Raw genomic sequence first — 14,246 nt, 5'->3', positions numbered from 1 at the left:
ATGAATATATATATGTAAAATTTATACAAACGTTGTCAGGAGGAAGTTATCATGCTAACAGAACACATACTTGAAAACCTTCCATCCTTAGAAACCGAGCGGCTTATTCTTCGTAAGTTGACTGCATCAGATGTAGAGGCAATATATGCCTATGGATCAGATCCGGCTGTTTCTGAGTTTGTCACTTGGACCACTCACCAATCGGTGGACGATACACAGCAATTCCTGGATATCATTCTGAGTTTATACGAAAGTAATCAGGCAGTTTTTTGGGGAATTGAACTTAAGGAAGAGAAGCGTTTAATTGGTACAATTAATTATGTCTCCTGGCAGCAGAATCACCATGTAGGTGAAATTGGCTACGTACTTGCGCAGCCGTATTGGCAGAAGGGCTACATGACCGAGGCAGCAAAGCAAGTCATTCAGTTCGGTTTTGAGCGAATGGAACTTGAGCGTGTTCAGGCGAAATGTGATGTGGAAAATAGCGGTTCGGAGAAAGTCATGCAGAAGGCTGGTATGTCATTTGAAGGGACATTACGCAAGTTGCTTTATATAAAAGGAGCACAGCGTGATGTGAAAATGTACGCAGTAACTAAATCTGATTTTTTAAATACAAAAAGGACAGGTTGATAACAACCTGTCCTTTTTCATGTATTGGTATCAGCTCTCCATTCGATAACTGATAAACGATAATAGGGAGGCGATAAGGGCACATATTCCGCCCACAATTGCTAGGTTAGGCAGGTTTCCGTATGCAACGACCAATCCTCCTAAAGCGGAGCCAAGTGTAATACCGATATTGACGGAAACGGGAGTCAGCGAGGAAGCAAAATCCCTGGCTGCTGTCGAATAAGCTGCTGCCTGGTCCATGAGATAAATTTGAATGGTCGCATTCATAACGTAAATCATAACTGCCATCAGCATGATGCTGATCAATCCAGCAATTGTAATATCCATTGTTAGGTATAGGGAGCCAATGATGATTGCCTGGATGATGAACGCGTAACGCAGATCTCCAATACCGTTTCGGCCTGCAATCTTACCAGCCAAGAAGTTGCTAGCGATGGAAAAGAGTCCGTATGCAAGCAAGACAAGACCGACTGAGCTGGATGCAATACCTAATTCATCCTCGATGATAGGTGTGATGTACGTGTATATTGTATATGTTCCAGCGATACTGAATGTCGGGATAAAGAAACCGACAAGAATTTTTGGATTTTTGAATAGGACAAGCTGCTTCACGATGGAACTTTTCTCGCCTGCTGCTGTCTTTGGTAAGATGAACAGACTGATAACAAAGGCGATCACCCCGAGTAGTGCAGTCACCCAGAATGTCAGATGCCACGAACCTAATTGACCTATGAATGTGCCAAGCGGTACACCCAAGACATTGGAGATCGTGAAACCAGCAAAAATGAGTGCAATAACGGAAGAACGTCTTGCCGCTGGCATTGTGTCACTAGCTACAGTCATTGCTAAAGCAGTAAGGACACCACTCGCTGCTGCTGTGACGATTCGTGCTGCAAGTAAGACGCCGAAGGATGATGTTAGTGCGCTAATAGTATTACCTAGAATAAAAACAATAATAAGTGTAAGCATGAGCGGATACTTCGGAAATCGGCTTACCCATCCAGTTAAGAGAGGAGTAGCGATTGCATAGGCAATCGCAAAGCCCGAAACTAGTGTTCCTGCAGATGCTACAGTTACGTTTAAATCGGCAGCTACTTCTGTCAATAAGCCGACAATGACGAATTCGCTTGTTCCCATTACGAACGTCAGTAAAGTTAATGTGAATGCTAAAAATGTCTGTTTCTTAGTTAAAGCCATCGTGTCACTCCAATTGTTGTATATTTGTATATCGTAATAAACCGATATCCAAAGTTGAAAGAAAAGAAATCCATGGAGGATCTCTTGAAAGTCATTACAATTCTTTATCCAGGTAAGCTGCTAGCTTCTGAATAGTCTCTTCATTTCTGCGGTAGTATGTCCATTGATTATAACGGATAGACTCCAATAACCCTGCGCGCTGCATCATGGCCAGATATTGCGAAACCGTGGATTGAGAAGCTTGGACCTTTTCTTGAATGTCTCCGACACAGACACCGCCCTTGTAATGAACCTCCTTCGGCAAATGTGCCTGCTGCTTGGGAAAATGCTTCTCCGGTTCTTTAAGCCAATGCAGTATTTGCAGTCGTTTTTCATTCGACAAAGCTTTGAATAGATCGATTGTATTCATGAGTCTATTGTATATCGAGGTTTTCCGATAAAGCAATCATAAAAACTTAAACATTTTCTGGCAATTGTTTAGAATGCATCTTTAGTGCTTGCTACATCTTGCAGTTATGTCAGTATCTTGCTATAATGCTATAAGAAAATGGAATACGTTCGTGTTACACTGTATAACCTCAATAATTTGGTTTGAGGGTCTCTACCAGGAGCCATAACTCCCTGATTACAGATTTATAATCTGTAATCAGGGAGTTTTTTATGTGCCATTTTCGAATATAGGATATAGAAAGGAAATGGAAATTGAATTTCAGAGTCTTTATATTAGCTATTTCTGTTATATCGGTAGGGTTAGTTGAACTAATTGTCGGGGGGATATTGCCAACCATAGCGAGTGATCTGCAGGTTTCAATTGGACAGGCAGGGCAGCTTATAACGGTATTCGCTTTGGTTTATGCGGTGTCTGGTCCGATTTTATATACGATGACTGCAAATATTGAGCGGAAGAAGCTCTTGCTGCTGACACTTGGTATATTTGTACTGGGGAATGTCATCACTTATATGAGTCCTTCCTTCCTCTTTGTCATGATTGCTCGCGTTATTACGGCCATGAGTACAGCATTAATTATAGTTCTTTCTTTGACGATAGCGGCGAAAATCGTGAAGCAGCAGCATCGTGCGAAAGCAATCGGTCTTATTTACATGGGGATCAGTTCTTCACTTGTACTTGGGGTGCCGATTGGTATTATCATCAGTGATGCATTCGGCTGGAGAATGCTGTTTTTGTTCATTGGCTTAATGGCTTTGCTTTCTATGATATTAATCGCATTCACGCTCGATCGTATTGAGGTAGAACAAGTGCAATCCTTGAAATCGCAGCTGAAAGCACTGCGTAATAAAAAGATGCTGACAGCACATTTAACAATGCTTTTCCTGCTTGCAGGTCACTATACGATTTACGCTTATTTCACACCTTTCCTTGAATCAGAATTAGGTCTGAACACGCAGTGGATTAGTATTTGCTACTTTATCTTTGGTATTGCTGCAGTTGGCGGCGGAGCCTTTGGAGGCAGCCTGGCGGATAAATTTGGATCAAAGGTGAGTATCATCCTTGTTGTAGCGTCATTTGCAATTATTTTGTTCCTGCTTCCGTTCTCTACGGTTTCCTTCCCGTTATTCCTTGTAGTTATGGTAATCTGGGCTGCATTAAGCTGGAGTCTGGCACCGCCATTACAGAATTATATAGTGGAAACAGATGCGGAAACAGCGGGCATTCATCAGAGTTTCAATAATTCTGCACTGCAGATTGGTATATCGTTAGGTTCATTGGTTGGAGGAGTCGTAAACGGTGCAACTTCTTCCATGCAGACAACAGCACATGTTGGCAGTCTCTTGGTTGTTATCTCCTTTGGTTTCGCGATATGGTCTTTACGTAGTACGGTTCGAAAAACAGTTCAAAATCAATAAAGAAAAAGCGGGCATATCATATGTCCGCTTTTTCTATTTCTACAGTTGTCCGCCGTGAAATATTTTTAGAATGATGTCGCGTTCGGGTACTTTGAATCTTTCATACCCTTCTAAGAAAGATCTGTTATCATATAGGACTTCAATTATTTCAATTTTTATTTCTTCTTTTATATCTACAATTGCGTAAGGTGCGGCAGGCTTTGGCTGACAGCCGAGAGAGCCAGGGTTCAGGAAGATGCTGCAGTTGTTGCGAAAATGATGGATAGGGTGGTGATGACCAAAACAAATTAGTTCTGTATCCGTGTGGTTCTGAAATAAAAGTTCCAAGTTTTCTAGAGTAGGCGCAACAATTCGAGAGAAAGGCTCCTCGCTTATATGTGCAGTCGCCTTATCATGGTGGATATGATAATGCGTGAACAAAACTGTATGTCCCTTGATCTGCTGATAGATTTGGCGTGGTAGTTTATGGAGCATATCAAGATAACCCTGATTCGTCCGGTCGGTAATCCACTGGTGGTGTGCTCTTTCGTTTTGATGGCTTTCGGGGTAAGTCTCCTGTCTGCTTAGTGCAAGTACTGTTTCATCATGATTTCCGGTAATAATCGATATGTCATCTCTCCCAAATAAAAGCTCCAGTACTCGATCAGTTTCATAACCAATCGCCAACATATCACCGAGGCAGTAAATATGCTCGATGTCTCCCCGTTTGTCTATATCACCTATTACAGCCTGCAGTGCAGGAAGATTTCCGTGTATATCTGTTAGGACAGCAATGCGCATATAACCAACCCCATTCATACTTTTTATATCCTGCATATATTTCCAATTATGGTAACATGGTTTGTGAGTGGAGAATAGGGGTCGATTACATGAGTGTGAAAGGATTGATTGTCGGAGCTGCATTCAGTATCACGGCTGCGGTACTTTGTACCTTTGTTTTTGGAGTTGTTGTCAGTTTCCTTGTTCTCATGGCAGCTACCCCAATATTGTATGTCGGGATATTCCTGCAAGTCATTGTGCCATTTATTGTGGTTTTAAGTATTGCTGGAGCACAATTCAAAAAAATTGACCGTGTCAGTGAAGGTAGAAAATTGGTTATCAGCATCATCATGGCTTTCGTTGTCGTCACTTATGCTGGAACGTTTGGTTCCCTGACGACACATCGAATAGTGTGGGGAAATGAACTGGCAAACTTAGCAGTCGAAGATATTATTGTGTGGGGAATTATCTACGGGTTTCTGCTGCTACCACTGGCGGCGCCGGTCGGGCGATGGTTGCTTCTTTTACTAGTAGACTGCTGTAAGTATTTTGAAGATTCAAAAGAGGGGGATATTTAATAATGAGCGGATTAAAGAATAAGTTGGAAAAGGTTGCAGAAGAAATAGATTACTCTGGTGTGGTGTATGTAGAAGAAGGTCAAGAAAGCTTTTTCTTCCAAAATGGTTATGCCAATAAGCAAGAGAAGCTAGTATTCGATAAGCAAACAAGATTCGGGATAGCTTCGGGAGCAAAGGTTTTCACAGCTGTAGCTATCGCGAAGCTAGTAGAGCAAGGAAGACTGGATTTTCAGTCAAAGTTAACAGATTGTCTCTCGATAGAGTTTCCGCATTTCCATCAAGACGTTACAATTCACCACTTGCTGACACACACATCTGGCATACCGGATTATTTTGATGAAGAAGAAATGGATGACTTTGAGGAGCTATGGCAAACGCTGCCGATGTACCGGGTAAAATCGGGTGCTGATTTTCTGCCATTATTCCAAGATAAGAAAATGATGTTTCCGCCTGGTGAACGGTTCCATTATAACAACGCTGCTTTCATCGTATTAGGATTGGTAGTAGAGGAGCTAGCTGGCGAACCATTTACGACCTTTGTCCAAAAGCATATTTTTTATCCTGCTAAAATGACAGAAGCCGGCTATTTTGCATTCGATAAACTGCCGGGGAATACTGCAATCGGCTATATTAAAGAGGAAGATGAGTATCGTTCCAATATATATGCGTTGCCGGTAAAAGGCGGTGCGGATGGCGGGGTGTATGTGAGTGCTTCTAATATGGCGCGTTTCTGGGATGCATTGACTCAGCATAAGCTGCTGAACGCAGCACTTACCGAGGAGCTCCTGAAGCCGCATGTCAAAGTGGATGAGGAAACGTCTTACGGATATGGCATTTGGATAAAAAAAGACGAGGAAAAAATCAAGAAGTATTATGTTGTTGGCTTTGATCCGGGTGTGAGTTTCCATTCTGCTTATTATCCGGAGACTGGACGAAAGGTAGTGGTACCTTCAAACCATGGTGCTGGTCCATATTACATGGTTCAGGCAATTGAAGAATAAGTGGGGGGCACGAAGCAAATGACGCAGGATTTAACCATTGATTTAGGAGAACAGGTGCTGAATTGCCGGACAGCGGGCATTATTGTAAAAGATAATCATGTGCTGCTGCATAAGAACAAGAAGGACCCATTCTGGACGCTGATTGGCGGACGAATCCAGCTTGGAGAAGATTCAGCTCATGCTGTGGAGCGAGAATTTGAGGAGGAACTTGGCATTTCTGCTCAGGCAGAACAGCTTCTATGGGTCGTGGAGAATTTTTTCGCGTATCGAGATCGTCCCTTCCATGAGTACAGTTTTATTTATTTGATGAAAGATGTAGAAAGTAAACTTCAGGGGACTGGAGAGGTTATTTCTCATGTTGCTGGGGATTTTATTTACGAATGGATTCCCTTGGAAAGAATCGAGGCGATCTCTCTAAAACCGGATTTCCTGCGAGAAAAGCTAGTCAATTTGCCATCTGCACCAGTGCATCTGATTCATAAAGAGATAATCTCTGTGGATGCGGAATGAAAAGCAGCTATATGCAGGATCATTTTGACGCTATCTATCTGCAAAGAAAAAAGTTTGATGAAAATATCCAGGAATACAGAAATAAAGAATAGATGCGGCCTCATCCGGTTAAATGGTCCATTGGAGAAACATATTACGTTTCAGACAGGCTGATTAATGTCTATATCCTGGTAGTAAGCCGTTCAGTAAAGTACGGAGGTGCGCGCCCTATAAAACGGAGATAGAAGATATCTATAAGGCGTATTAGGGGAAAATTGGAAAACCGATGAAAGCACCCTCCATTCTGCTGCCGCCGAAGAATATAGAAAGCAAGATACAATTTAAAGTTAAAGCAAAATTTGCATAATGAAACATTTCAATTAAAAAGGGTGGTCTCCGGTATAGAAAGCATTGCCGGACAAATCCGCTACCCTGATCCACTCGCACATTACCCCCAACTTGATTCAAAGCATTCACTTGATAGGAAATCATGAGCAGCACCGCTTCTGCCTCTGCCAAAAGTATTACAAAATGAATTAATGAACATATTAATCTTATATGTGTAATAAATGATTTTGTCCCATTGCAATTCGCTTGACTGTATTTTCAATGTAGGTGTAAGCTTTTACATAGAGGTAGGTAAATAAACCTATTTCTCAATGCTTAGGGGGGCTTTGCTTATGGGTGAGCAGAAAGTTGCAATCATCACTGGAGGGGGCAGCGGACTTGGACAAGCTGTGGCATTGCGACTGGCTGAAGAAGGTATCGCAATCAGCGTCGTTGATGTATCTGAAGCTGCCGGTCAAGAGACAGTTCGTTTAGTAGAAGAAAAGGGATCAAAAGCTATCTTCGTTAAAGCTGATGTAAGCAAGGCAGAAGAAGTAAAGCATTATGTAGATAAAACGGTTGAGGTATTTGGTACCATCGATATGTTCTATAATAATGCAGGTATTTCCGGCCCTGGGGTAAAATTTGTGGATAATACAATCGAGCAGATCGATTTGGTATTAGGAATTAATCTAAATGGAGCCCTTTACGGTTTGAAATATGTATTGGAAGTGATGCTTGCTAATGGCGGCGGGCGAATTGTCAACACGTCATCCACAGCGGGTGTTGTTGGGCAGGCGACAGTTGGTACATATTCCGCAACGAAGCATGCGATGGTCGGTATCACGAAGACCTTGGCTGCTGAGTATGCCGAGCAAGGCATTGTCGTGAACGCGATTGCTCCAGGTACGACGGAGACACCGATGGTTCGGGAATACAAAGAGAAGAATCCAGATGCATTTAAAAATGCGACAGAACCGATTCCTCAGAAGCGTCTTGGCCAGCCCGAGGAAGTAGCAGAGCTTGTCGCATTCCTATTGACTGGAAAAGCACCTTATATAAACGGCGTAGTTGTTCCGATTGATGGCGGATTTACAGCAATTTAATACAATTATAAAAGGAGAGATTTTCTATGAAACGTTTTGAAGATAAAGTAGTGTTGATTACAGGTGGCGGTTCTGGATTAGGCCGTTCAGCAGCATTGCAAGTAGCGAAAGAAGGCGCAAAACTATCCCTCGTTGATATAAGTGAAAAAGGATTAGAAGAGACAAAGCAGGAGGTTCTTGCAGCAGCACCTGAAGCAGAGGTTATTACAATTGTGGCAAACTGTGCAAATGAACCGGAAGTTGAAGCGTATGTAAAACAAACAGTTGATCAGTTTGGCAAGATCGATAGTTTCTTCAACAATGCTGGTGTAGAAGGAACACAGAATCTAACAGAAGAGTATCCTGTAGATGAATTCGACCGCGTTGTGAACATTAACTTGAATGGTGTTTTCTACGGCTTGCGTCACGTATTAAAAGTAATGAAAGAGCAAGGTCATGGTTCTGTAGTAAATACAGCTTCTGTAGGTGGTATCCGCGGAATTGGTAACCAGTCCGGCTATGCAGCAAGTAAGCATGGTGTAGTAGGTCTTACTAAAAACTCCGGTATCGAATACGGGCAATTCGGTGTAAGCATTAAAGCCATTGCACCAGGTGCCATCATGACACCAATGGTTGAAGGTTCGCTTCGTCAGCTTGGCGGAGAAAACTGGGAAGAGGCGGGCAAAGAATTCGTCAGCGTTAACCCGATGAAACGTTTCGGTAAGCCAGAGGAAGTTGGTTATCTTGTTGCATTCCTTCTTTCTGATCAAGCAAACTTCATCAATGCTACTGTTATACCAATTGATGGCGGACAATCTTATAAATACTAAGTAAGCGCTGAAAGACCATCTGGAAAAAACCAGATGGTCTTTTCTTTTTTATAATCAAAATCTTGCATAAAATGCTATTTATGTTACGATGTGGGTAAGTTCATAATGATTCACACTAGGGGAGCCCTTTATAAGGGCTGAGATTAAGAGTATTGACTCTTTAAACCCTCATAACCTGAACAGGTTCGGACCTGCGTAGGAAAGTGTAGACACTCGAGTTTACATGCTTTTTTGTATGTATTTATTCGCAAGTTTCACACCACTTTCCTTTGGGGAGTGGTGTTTTTTGTATGTCCGGCCTGTTCGATACAGGAGGTGATGGCAATCAGATTGATGGCAGTAACTGATGATGCACATGAGGCAGCAGACTTGGTGCGTATCTTGCTTGAGATACATCCTTATGTAGATCATGTGCAAATCCGGGAGAAGCAAAAACCAGCTGGATTGGTGTATCAGCTTTGCATGGAGCTCTTGGAGGAAGGCCTGCCGGCACACAAGCTTTGGCTCAATGATCGGGTAGATGTCGCATTGCTGCTTGGCTTAAAGCAAGTTCATATACCGGGTCAGGGTCTTCCGCTGGAAGAATTGAAAAAGCTGTATCCTGATTTGCGGATTGGTGCGCCTGTCCATTCGCTCGAAGAAGCAGTACAGGCGGAGGCTGCCGGAGTGGCATATGCGCTCTACGGGCATTGTTTTTCAACAGCCAGTAAAAAAGGGAAATCCCCGCAGCCATTAGCCAATTTAGGGTCTATTCGTCAGAACATCCGAATTCCATTGTACGGAATAGGAGGAATAGATGTTGAACGATTAGTCTCTTTGAAAGCGCTTGAATTAGATGGAGTTGCTGTTATGAGTGGTATCTTTTCAGCGAAAGATCCGCTTAGTGCCGTGAAGAAATTAAGGGAGGAGTGTCTTCGTCTTGACGAAATCCAGTGAAGTAGCAGTTGTCGGAGGAGGTATCATCGGCAGTGCAATCGCTTATTATTTAGCAAAGGCTGGCCATCAGGTGGAATTGCTCGAAGCAGGAAAAGTTGGATCAGGATCGACGCAAGCAGCCGCTGGTATGCTTGGAGCACATTCGGAGTTTAAAGAATTTGGTGCTTCCCTATACTCCTTTGCTCGTACTAGTCAAGCGATGTACGAAGAAGCGGAAACGGATATTCGTTCTCTGACTGGGATAGACATCGAACGCCGCACAGGAGGATTAATGCAGCTTGTTTTTAATGAAGAGGAAAAAGAAATGTTGCTGTCTCAGTTCTCTTCTTTGAAAGGTGTGACTTGGCTGGATTGTCCAACTGTCACGAAGAAGATGCCAGGACTGTCAAAATCTGTTTTAGGTGCATTCCATATGGCTGAGGATGTGCATGTCACACCTGAAATTGCTTGCCGAGGATTCCATACAGCCGCAAGTATGCTAGGTGCCCGAATTAACGCTTATACCAGTGTCGATGAGATTGTGAAGGAATCCGATCACTATCGATTACGGACTTCCAAGGGAGAATGGCAGGCCGAACGTGTGGTGATTGCCAGCGGGGTTTGGAGTAATGCACTGCTCCAGCGTTCAGGGTTGGGAACGCCAATTTTTCCAGTCAAGGGTGAGTGCATTGCTGTTACAAATACACAAACTCCTCTTACATGCAGTTTATTCCATGACCAGCATTATATTGTCCCGCGGAACAACAACGAGTTGATCATAGGTGCAACCAAGATCAAGAATGATTGGAGTACCGAACCCACACTTGGCGGATTACAGACTATCGTGGAGAAAGCGAGAAAGATGCTGCCAGAGGTGGATAAGATGCCGTTCCGCAGAAGCTGGGCAGGTCTTAGACCTCAGACATCTGATGGCAAGCCGCTGATTGGTGAACATCCGGAAATGAAGGGCTTGTTTATTGCTGCTGGACATCAGCGCAATGGAATTCTGCTTGCTCCAGCTACGGGTAAGATGATTTGTGATTTGATAGGCAGCAATGTAGTTCCGGAAGAATGGAAGGAAGCATTTCGTGTCGACAGATTGAACACTGGCGAGGAGGTGTTGATGTGAACATTCAGCTGAATGGCAGGCAACAGGAACTATCCGCTGATATCAAGACTATAGCTCAGCTGTTAGCATCACTTTCCCTGGAAAAAAGGATTGTGATTGTCGAACTGAACAAAGAGATCATTAACAAGACTGCATATGCAGAACGGCCGATTAGAAATGGTGATAAAGTCGAGCTGATTCATTTTGTAGGAGGAGGATGAAGGATGTTACAGATTGCAGATAAGACTTTTACTTCTCGCTTATTACTAGGAACAGGGAAATACCCGTCATTTGAGGTGCAGGAAGAGGCAGTCAATATTTCGAAGGCAGAGATACTGACATTTGCTGTAAGGCGGATGGATATATTTGAGCCATCTCAGCCTAATTTCCTGGAACAGCTGGATTTGGAAAAGTACTCTTTACTGCCAAATACAGCAGGGGCAAAGACGGCAGAGGAGGCTGTTCGTATTGCCAAACTAGCCAAAGCTTCCGGGTTATGCGATATGGTGAAGGTGGAAGTGATCGGCTGTGATAGGACATTGCTTCCAGATCCAGTCGAGACTTTGCGAGCTTCGGAAATGCTGTTGGATGAGGGCTTCATTGTTCTGCCTTACACTTCGGATGATGTTGTATTAGCCAAGCGACTTGTGGATCTGGGAGTGCATGCAATCATGCCAGGTGCATCGCCAATTGGGTCGGGGAGAGGAATCATCAATCCTTTCAACCTGCGCATGATTATTGAACAGAGCAGTGTACCAGTCATTGTAGATGCTGGTATTGGTTCACCCAAAGATGCTGCGTATGCAATGGAACTTGGGGCTGATGGTGTCTTGTTGAATACAGCTGTGTCCGGCGCTGGTGACCCTGTTCGTATGGCACATGCGATGAAGCTAGCCATTGAGGCAGGCCGATTAGGGTTCGAAGCAGGAAGAATTCCCGAAAAAAATTACGCAGTAGCAAGCAGCCCGAATGAAGGTTTGATTACCTGATGAAGGATCGTTATCGGAAACAGGAGCTGTTCATCGGCAAGGATGGGCAGGCGCAGGTAGAAAACAGTAAAATTGTCTTAATAGGGATGGGAGCATTAGGTTCTGCTTCAGCAGAGATGCTGGTACGTGCAGGTATTGGAGAACTGATGCTTATTGATCGGGATTATGTTGAATTTCATAATCTCCAGCGCCAGCAGCTGTATACGGAGCAAGATGCTGCTGCTTATCTGCCGAAAGCTTCTGCAGCAAGGGAGCGATTACAGGCAATCAATCATCAAGTTACACTGCATACAGTGATCGAAAATGTTGATCACCATAATATCGAGCATCTGATAGAAGGTGCAGATGTAATTGTGGATGCTACAGATAATTTCGAGACACGCTTAATTGTCAATGATGCAGCATTGAAGCATAATATTCCTTACTTATATGGAGCATGTGTAGGCAGCTATGGGATAACATACCCAGTGCTTGCAGATAAAGATTCTCCATGTCTTCACTGTCTTCTGGAACAGCTCCCGCAGCAAAGCGAAACATGTGATACAGCGGGAATCATCAGCCCGATTGTCCAATGGGTGGCAGCGATGCAAGTCACACAAGCATTGCGAATCTTATGCGGTCAGGAAGTAAAGGCAGAACTATGTGCGTTTGATATATGGACAGGGGATTATACGAGGATGGACGTAAATAGCCTTCGTAATGCAAGCTGTTCCAGTTGCGGCACAAATGCAGAATTGCCTTTTTTGAATGGTTCCTCCCAGACGAGGCTTGATGTGCTTTGCGGCAGGGAGGCTGTCCATATCCGGCCTAGCGCCAAGAAATCACTGGATTTGCCAGCTTTATCAGAAGAATGGGCAACTGCACTTGACCAGGTCACTGCCAATAAATACTTGCTTGCCTTTCAATACAAGGGTCATCGAATTGTGTTATTTGCCGATGGCAGGGCGATCATTCATGGTGTGGCCGATATAAGCCGAGCACGTTCCCTTTATGACAGTCTTGTCGGATAATGTTGTTAGAATTTTCAGTTGACTCTATATATTATTCATGCTAAACTCCTTCATAACAAACGAATAGAAAACTCTTATCAAGAGCGGCGGAGGGACTGGCCCTATGATGCCCGGCAACCTGCAAGTGTAACTTTAACTTGTATAGGTGCTAATTCCTGTAGATGAGAGAAGACACAGTACGGTAAATTCGTCTCCCTGTCCTCTCAGGGAGGCTTTTTTTATGCAGAAAATCATTTAAGGAGGCAAAACAGATGACAGCAGTGAAGATTGGATTGATTGGATATGGCACAGTAGGAAGTGCTGTAGGGAGGACGATCCGCTCCCACCAAGAGAATCTGCAGACGATTTTCGGTAAGGAAGTACAAGTGGCAGGTGTCTTGGTGCGGGAGAAGCAGAAGTATGAACAGCAAGTAACGGACGCATTGCTGACGGACGATGCAGCGGAGCTTTTCTCAATATCTGACCTTGATGTAATCATCGAAGCGAGTGTCGGCATTGAGCCAGCCTTCAGCTACTTGACTGAAGCTATCCATCATGGCTGTCATATCATCACGGCAAATAAAGAACTGATTGCTTCCAGGGGGGCGGAGCTCAAACGCTTGGCAAAGAAGAAAGGCGTGCGGCTGGAATATGAAGCAGCAGTCGCAGGCGGCGTGCCGGTGATTGGGACGCTGAAGCAGCTTCTGCATATCAACCACGTCGTTAAGGTAGAGGCGATTTTGAATGGCACATCCAACTTTATACTGACGGAAATGTCAGATAAGGGACTACCGTTTGAAGAAGCGCTGCAGCTTGCGCAGGAAGCAGGATTTGCAGAAGCTGATCCCGGAAATGATGTTGATGGCTGGGACGCTTTTTATAAACTGATGGTGTTGAGTGATTTGTTATTCGAGGCTCAGCCGGACTGGGAGAAAGTTACACGAAAGGGAATCCGCTCAGTTTCCTCACAAGATATCCAAGCCGCTGCAAAACAAGGTTGGAAAATCAAGCATGTTGCTACGCTTGAAAACGCTGGCGGAGAGGTGACTGCATCTGTCGAACCAGTCATCTTAACGGCTGCACATCCTCTGTACAGCGTGGATGGAGTAGATAATGCTGTATGTGTGGAAGGTGACCTAGTTGGCAAACTGAAGCTGCAAGGGCCAGGCGCCGGAGCCCTGCCGACGGCAAGCGCCATCGTCGAGGACTTGGCGAATCTTGTCCACCAGCGGAAGGAAATCGAAGTAAAGCGGGTAATTAAATTCACGGAGAAACGTGAGGCAGTTCCTTTCGTTCACTTGCCGTCTGGTGAGACCATTCTTCTGCACGGAGAAAACGTTGAATCCGATAGCCATTATTATCGAGTTGCAACTAGAACACCGGCTAAAGCAGAAGCCTAACATAGGAGGGGAGTTCGAATGACAATCGTATTTCTAAACGGAAGCTTGAATCCTCTATCCGTTACGAGACATTGTAGAAATAA

At 44.0% G+C, this 14,246-nt stretch carries 16 protein-coding genes and 3 riboswitches; of the genes, 13 read left to right on the top strand and 3 right to left on the bottom strand.

Going from position 1 to position 14,246, the window contains the following annotated elements; all coding sequences use genetic code 11:
• Nucleotides 1-51: 51 nt before the first annotated feature.
• Nucleotides 52-630: a GNAT family N-acetyltransferase gene (locus CHH58_RS15750; RefSeq protein ID WP_095228392.1), complete on the top strand. Its 579-nt coding sequence runs from the start codon at nt 52-54 to the stop codon at nt 628-630.
• A gap of 30 nt (nt 631-660) precedes the next feature.
• Here CHH58_RS15750 and CHH58_RS15745 read toward each other — a convergent pair whose 3' ends face one another.
• Nucleotides 661-1,827, bottom strand: a complete 1,167-nt coding sequence (locus CHH58_RS15745; RefSeq protein WP_095228393.1) for an MFS transporter — start codon at nt 1,825-1,827, stop codon at nt 661-663.
• Nucleotides 1,828-1,921: 94 nt separating this feature from the next.
• Nucleotides 1,922-2,236: an ArsR/SmtB family transcription factor gene (locus CHH58_RS15740; RefSeq protein WP_095235041.1), complete on the bottom strand. Its 315-nt coding sequence runs from the start codon at nt 2,234-2,236 to the stop codon at nt 1,922-1,924.
• Between the two features lie 139 nt (nt 2,237-2,375).
• A riboswitch (purine riboswitch) is annotated at nt 2,376-2,475 on the top strand.
• Nucleotides 2,476-2,529: 54 nt separating this feature from the next.
• Between CHH58_RS15740 and CHH58_RS15735 the strand changes: the two genes are divergently transcribed.
• Nucleotides 2,530-3,693 carry an MFS transporter gene (locus CHH58_RS15735; protein WP_095261454.1) on the top strand — a complete coding sequence of 388 codons (1,164 nt, stop codon included), beginning with the start codon at nt 2,530-2,532 and terminating at the stop codon, nt 3,691-3,693.
• Nucleotides 3,694-3,732: 39 nt separating this feature from the next.
• On the opposite strand, the gene CHH58_RS15730 is transcribed toward CHH58_RS15735, so the two are convergent.
• Complete coding sequence (locus CHH58_RS15730; RefSeq protein WP_095262810.1) at nt 3,733-4,473, bottom strand: metallophosphoesterase family protein; 741 nt, start codon at nt 4,471-4,473, stop codon at nt 3,733-3,735.
• An 89-nt stretch (nt 4,474-4,562) separates the two neighbouring features.
• On the opposite strand from CHH58_RS15730, the gene CHH58_RS15725 reads away from it, so the two are divergent.
• The 11 genes from CHH58_RS15725 (at nt 4,563) to CHH58_RS15670 (ending at nt 14,163) form a co-directional block, all read left to right on the top strand.
• Entirely contained in the window at nt 4,563-5,030 is a 468-nt protein-coding gene (locus CHH58_RS15725; protein ID WP_095262789.1) for a hypothetical protein, read from the top strand.
• A gap of 2 nt (nt 5,031-5,032) precedes the next feature.
• Nucleotides 5,033-6,031: a serine hydrolase domain-containing protein gene (locus CHH58_RS15720; RefSeq protein WP_095261452.1), complete on the top strand. Its 999-nt coding sequence runs from the start codon at nt 5,033-5,035 to the stop codon at nt 6,029-6,031.
• A gap of 18 nt (nt 6,032-6,049) precedes the next feature.
• Nucleotides 6,050-6,541 carry an NUDIX hydrolase gene (locus CHH58_RS15715; RefSeq protein WP_095228403.1) on the top strand — a complete coding sequence of 164 codons (492 nt, stop codon included), beginning with the start codon at nt 6,050-6,052 and terminating at the stop codon, nt 6,539-6,541.
• A gap of 659 nt (nt 6,542-7,200) precedes the next feature.
• Nucleotides 7,201-7,953, top strand: a complete 753-nt coding sequence (locus CHH58_RS15705; RefSeq protein ID WP_095261451.1) for an SDR family NAD(P)-dependent oxidoreductase — start codon at nt 7,201-7,203, stop codon at nt 7,951-7,953.
• 26 nt (nt 7,954-7,979) lie between these two features.
• A complete protein-coding gene (locus tag CHH58_RS15700; RefSeq protein ID WP_095228407.1) occupies nt 7,980-8,762 on the top strand; it encodes an SDR family oxidoreductase in 783 nt (260 codons plus the stop codon).
• Between the two features lie 107 nt (nt 8,763-8,869).
• Nucleotides 8,870-8,981, top strand: a riboswitch (TPP riboswitch).
• Between the two features lie 99 nt (nt 8,982-9,080).
• Nucleotides 9,081-9,698: a thiamine phosphate synthase gene (locus CHH58_RS15695; protein ID WP_249275159.1), complete on the top strand. Its 618-nt coding sequence runs from the start codon at nt 9,081-9,083 to the stop codon at nt 9,696-9,698.
• Nucleotides 9,682-10,806 (top strand): glycine oxidase ThiO, encoded by a 1,125-nt coding sequence (gene thiO, locus CHH58_RS15690; protein ID WP_095228409.1) that lies wholly within the window; start codon nt 9,682-9,684, stop codon nt 10,804-10,806. Before CHH58_RS15695 ends, thiO begins: the two co-directional genes overlap by 17 nt.
• Nucleotides 10,803-11,006: a sulfur carrier protein ThiS gene (thiS, locus tag CHH58_RS15685; protein ID WP_095228411.1), complete on the top strand. Its 204-nt coding sequence runs from the start codon at nt 10,803-10,805 to the stop codon at nt 11,004-11,006. The genes thiO and thiS overlap by 4 nt, the downstream gene beginning before the upstream one ends.
• A gap of 3 nt (nt 11,007-11,009) precedes the next feature.
• Nucleotides 11,010-11,774: a thiazole synthase gene (locus tag CHH58_RS15680; RefSeq protein WP_095228412.1), complete on the top strand. Its 765-nt coding sequence runs from the start codon at nt 11,010-11,012 to the stop codon at nt 11,772-11,774.
• Nucleotides 11,774-12,784 (top strand): ThiF family adenylyltransferase, encoded by a 1,011-nt coding sequence (locus CHH58_RS15675; protein ID WP_095228414.1) that lies wholly within the window; start codon nt 11,774-11,776, stop codon nt 12,782-12,784. The genes CHH58_RS15680 and CHH58_RS15675 overlap by 1 nt, the downstream gene beginning before the upstream one ends.
• A gap of 71 nt (nt 12,785-12,855) precedes the next feature.
• Nucleotides 12,856-12,952: riboswitch (SAM riboswitch) on the top strand.
• An 83-nt stretch (nt 12,953-13,035) separates the two neighbouring features.
• The gene (locus CHH58_RS15670) at nt 13,036-14,163 is read left to right on the top strand and encodes a homoserine dehydrogenase (RefSeq protein ID WP_095261449.1); all 1,128 of its coding nucleotides are present in this window, start codon (nt 13,036-13,038) and stop codon (nt 14,161-14,163) included.
• Nucleotides 14,164-14,246 lie beyond the last annotated feature (83 nt).

This window comes from Terribacillus saccharophilus, from assembly GCF_002272745.1.
Lineage (GTDB): Bacteria > Bacillota > Bacilli > Bacillales > Amphibacillaceae > Terribacillus > Terribacillus saccharophilus_B.
Note: the sequence above shows the minus strand (reverse complement) of the source record. Positions and strands in the feature narration are given on the sequence as shown.

Excerpts from the sequence above, each read along its gene's own strand:
- CHH58_RS15730 (WP_095262810.1), bottom strand. The coding sequence starts at position 4,473 with ATGCGCATTGCTGTCCTAACAGATATACACGGAAATCTTCCTGCACTG.
- CHH58_RS15700 (WP_095228407.1), top strand. The coding sequence starts at position 7,980 with ATGAAACGTTTTGAAGATAAAGTAGTGTTGATTACAGGTGGCGGTTCT.
- CHH58_RS15745 (WP_095228393.1), bottom strand. The coding sequence starts at position 1,827 with ATGGCTTTAACTAAGAAACAGACATTTTTAGCATTCACATTAACTTTA.
- CHH58_RS15740 (WP_095235041.1), bottom strand. The coding sequence starts at position 2,236 with ATGAATACAATCGATCTATTCAAAGCTTTGTCGAATGAAAAACGACTG.
- CHH58_RS15725 (WP_095262789.1), top strand. The coding sequence starts at position 4,563 with ATGAGTGTGAAAGGATTGATTGTCGGAGCTGCATTCAGTATCACGGCT.
- CHH58_RS15705 (WP_095261451.1), top strand. The coding sequence starts at position 7,201 with ATGGGTGAGCAGAAAGTTGCAATCATCACTGGAGGGGGCAGCGGACTT.
- CHH58_RS15715 (WP_095228403.1), top strand. The coding sequence starts at position 6,050 with ATGACGCAGGATTTAACCATTGATTTAGGAGAACAGGTGCTGAATTGC.
- CHH58_RS15680 (WP_095228412.1), top strand. The coding sequence starts at position 11,010 with ATGTTACAGATTGCAGATAAGACTTTTACTTCTCGCTTATTACTAGGA.
- CHH58_RS15695 (WP_249275159.1), top strand. The coding sequence starts at position 9,081 with ATGGCAATCAGATTGATGGCAGTAACTGATGATGCACATGAGGCAGCA.
- CHH58_RS15675 (WP_095228414.1), top strand. The coding sequence starts at position 11,774 with ATGAAGGATCGTTATCGGAAACAGGAGCTGTTCATCGGCAAGGATGGG.
- CHH58_RS15670 (WP_095261449.1), top strand. The coding sequence starts at position 13,036 with ATGACAGCAGTGAAGATTGGATTGATTGGATATGGCACAGTAGGAAGT.
- CHH58_RS15720 (WP_095261452.1), top strand. The coding sequence starts at position 5,033 with ATGAGCGGATTAAAGAATAAGTTGGAAAAGGTTGCAGAAGAAATAGAT.
- CHH58_RS15750 (WP_095228392.1), top strand. The coding sequence starts at position 52 with ATGCTAACAGAACACATACTTGAAAACCTTCCATCCTTAGAAACCGAG.